This is a genomic window from Streptococcus sp. UBA632 (assembly GCF_002300045.1).
Taxonomy (GTDB): Bacteria; Bacillota; Bacilli; order Lactobacillales; family Streptococcaceae; genus Streptococcus; species Streptococcus alactolyticus.
This window is the reverse complement of sequence record NZ_DBPA01000003.1, coordinates 1-3,569: the sequence shown is the minus strand read 5'-3', so window position 1 is coordinate 3,569 and position 3,569 is coordinate 1. Positions and strand designations below refer to the sequence as shown.

Annotated in this window: 2 protein-coding genes and 1 pseudogene; all 3 read right to left on the bottom strand. The window is 41.7% G+C overall.

All coding sequences use genetic code 11. The features are described 5' to 3' along the window. Nucleotides 1–199: 199 nt before the first annotated feature. Nucleotides 200–1,183, bottom strand: a complete 984-nt coding sequence (gene guaC, locus B3473_RS00060) for a GMP reductase (RefSeq protein WP_269725853.1) — start codon at nt 1,181–1,183, stop codon at nt 200–202. A gap of 237 nt (nt 1,184–1,420) precedes the next feature. Beyond that, nucleotides 1,421–2,839, bottom strand: a complete 1,419-nt coding sequence (locus tag B3473_RS00055) for a glycoside hydrolase family 1 protein (RefSeq protein ID WP_154455451.1) — start codon at nt 2,837–2,839, stop codon at nt 1,421–1,423. Between the two features lie 116 nt (nt 2,840–2,955). Further along, nucleotides 2,956–3,569, bottom strand: a pseudogene (locus B3473_RS00050) (HAD hydrolase family protein); the annotation flags it as partial.

Genomic DNA, 3,569 nt, shown 5'->3' with positions numbered 1-3,569 from the left:
AAAGCACTAGAATCAAGATCCAACGTACCCATCCCCTTAATAATCGTTTCATAGCGACAATTTCCCTTCTGACTTTTCTAATCCAATAATCTCCTACCAGCATACCATTTCTTGACCAAGGGAGCGAATGATATGCTTTCAAACACACAAAAAGGAATAGCAGTAATAGCTCCTACTCCTTTTTGCTTTTATCATCTGATTAAATGGAATCCCCATTCCAAATCGAATTTTTAACAATCACGTAATCCACGCGCGTCAAGCTATGCAAGTCACGGCCACCTGCATAAGAGATTGAACTTTGAAGGTCTTCTTGCATTTCTTGCAAGGTGTCTTTCAAATGACCTTTGACAGGTAAAAGGATTTTCTTACCTTCGACGTTTTTGTGCTCACCTTTTTGGTATTCTGAAGCAGAACCGTAGTATTCTTTATACTGTTCGCCATCCACTTCAACTAGTTTTCCAGGACTTTCCAAATGCCCTGCAAAAAGTGAACCAATCATAACCATTGTAGCACCAAAACGGATTGATTTGGCAATATCACCGTGTGTTCTCACACCACCATCTGCGATAATAGGTTTTTGAGCGGCTTTCGCACACCAGCGCAAAGATGCCAATTGCCATCCGCCAGTACCAAAACCAGTTTTTACTTTTGTGATGCAGACTTTACCAGGACCGATACCGACTTTTGTCGCATCTGCACCCGCATTTTCCAACTCACGAACGGCTTCAGGCGTACCAACATTTCCGGCAATAACAAAGGTGTCAGGCAATTCTTTCTTGATGTGCTTAATCATGTTAATCACGCTATCAGAATGCCCATGAGCAACGTCAATCGTAATAAACTCTGGTGCGTCCTCTTTTAAGCTTGTGACAAAGTCATATTCGTAATCTTTAACACCCACTGAAATCGAAGCAATCAAGCCTTGGTCATGCATGCGTTTCACAAATGGTTTGCGAGAGTCTTCGTCAAAACGGTGCATGATGTAGAAATACCCATCTTTTGCTAAACTTTCTGCAATATCTTCATCAATGGTGGTTTGCATATTAGCAGGTACCACAGGGAGTTTAAAGGTGTGGCGTCCCAAGGTCACATGAGTATCAGCTTCTGAACGACTCTTAATAATACACTTATTAGGAATCAATTGAATGTCTTCGTAGTCAAATACAGGCATTTCGTTATACATAATGGTTTCTCCATGGTTTCCCTATCCCTCATCTAAAGCAAGGAACACAGAAACATTTTCATAAATAGTGACCTTCCTATGACTCTTTTCAAGAATGGATCAAAGAGCATCGCTGGGTAAAAACTTACCCTTCCATTAATATATTACAATAGCGTTCGTTTTGTGTCAATTATTTTTCTTTGCTTATTTGCATTATTCGTTTATATCGGATGATTAGAATTCCCTGTAACTATCTGATTAATCTGACAAATATTGTCCGTTAGTTGCGATGACTTTCTTGTACCAGAAGAATGAATCTTTGCGGTAACGTTTGAGGGTACCGATTTCTTCGTCTGTACGATCCACATAGATAAAGCCGTAACGTTTACGAATGCCTTCGTGAGTTGAAATCAAGTCAATGGCAGACCATGGGTTGTACCCAAGCATATCCACGCCGTCAGTAATAGCCAATTGAATTTGTTCGATGTGGGCGCGCAAGTAATTGATACGGTATTGGTCATGAACTTTGCCATCTTCTGTTAGGGTATCGTATGCTCCTAGTCCGTTTTCAGTTACGAGAAGTGGGAGGCGGTAACGGCTGTACATTTCACGAACAGTTGCACGGAAACCAATTGGGTCAATTTCCCAGCCAAATTCGGTTTTTGGTAGGTTTGGATTGTCAACGCCACGGTAGAAACCAGCTTCTCCACGAGCTGTTTGTTGGTCAGCTGATGGGTTTAGGCTTTCTGTTCCATCAGAAGCAGCCACGGTTGCTGTATTGTAGTAGTTAAATCCGATGAAATCAGGTTTTGCAGCCTTCATGATAGCCAAGTCTTCTTCGGTAACAACTGGTGTAGCATCTTGTTCTTCCAAATAAGCCCAAACCAAGTTGTTGTAAACACCGTAAACCGCAGCATCTAAATAAAGCCAGTTACGGATAGCGTTAAAGTTTTGTGATGCCAAAACATCTTCTGGTTTTGATGATGCCGCATAAACAAGTGAGATATTTGGAGCAGGACCAATTTTAGCCTCAGGCAACATTTCGTGACAAATTTGCATGGCTTTGGCTTGCGCAACCAATTGGTGATGGTTTTGTTGGTAAACTTCTTTGGTTACATTTGTTGTTCCTTCTGGAATGTGGAGGGTTCCGATGACAGGACCCACCAAGGTTAGCATATTTTGTTCGTTGATGGTCAGCCAATATTTAACACGGTCACCAAAGTTTTCAAATAAGACACGAGCGTATTCTGCAAACCAATCAACTGATTCATGCGTTGACCAAGAACCGCGTTCATCAAGAGCTGCTGGCATATCAAAGTGGAACATAGTCACGATAGGTTCAATGTCATATTTCAAACATTCGTTAATCAAATCATTGTAAAAGGCGATTCCTTTTGGATTCACTTCACCAACACCTTTTGGCAAGACACGGCTCCATGAAATAGAGAAACGGTAAGATTTGAAGCCCATTTCTGCCATTAAGGCAATGTCTTCTTTGTAGTGGTGGTAATGGTCAACAGATACCGACAAGTCTGCTGTTCCTGCAGGAATGTCTTTCACGTCTTGGCACGAAGGCCCTTTGCCGTCTTCTAAGGCTGCTCCTTCTACTTGGTAAGCAGATGTTGATGCACCCCACAAGAAATGTTCTGGAAATGGTTTTAAGGTTTTGTGTAACATAACGATTCTCCTTATTGCTATGTTTTCAATAGTATTATAACGATCGCGGTTGGTAAAAACTACTATTATAAACCGTTTTCTTGGTACTATTCTACGATATCCTCTTTTTACTCAATTTACTTTAATGCTTTAAAAGCATTAAACAAACCATCTTCTTCCACGTCATCGGTGACCATATTGGCCATGGCTAGACTGTCAGGACCTCCATTTCCCATGGCAACCCCAATCTCGCAATAATCAAGCATAGGAATAGCCACCTTAGCATCGCCAAAGGCAATGGTGTCTTGTTTGTCCGCTTGCAGATACTTTAAAAGCACGTCAATGGCATGGGCCTTGGTAATATCTTTGACACCTAGGTCGCCAAATAATGCCGTTTCCCCACGGCCACTCCAAGTCCCTGCTTTGAGATTTGGAAAAACTAGGACAGAATCCAAATGGTCTTGATACGTCTTGAGAATAAAACTCACCTTATTGACATCATCGCAATACAATTCATCCCCATAAACCAGGCCGTACAAAGTATCCTCTGCTTCCAAATCTTTCACCTCTGCTGCTGTTTTTCCCTTACGCATGGCGTATTGGCGCATGATAGGACAAGCCGCTTCTTTGAATTGTCTGAGGCAAAAAGGCCGTTGTTTGATTTCAAATAAAAGGCTAAAACACGCTCCTGCAACCAATCCACAATCACCTTGGTGTCTTCTTTTGATATCAGTTGGTGCATGACAACCTG

Bases quoted from the DNA above. Each gene is read 5' to 3' on its own strand.
- guaC (WP_269725853.1), bottom strand. From the start codon at position 1,183: ATGTATAACGAAATGCCTGTATTTGACTACGAAGACATTCAATTGATT.
- B3473_RS00055 (WP_154455451.1), bottom strand. From the start codon at position 2,839: ATGTTACACAAAACCTTAAAACCATTTCCAGAACATTTCTTGTGGGGT.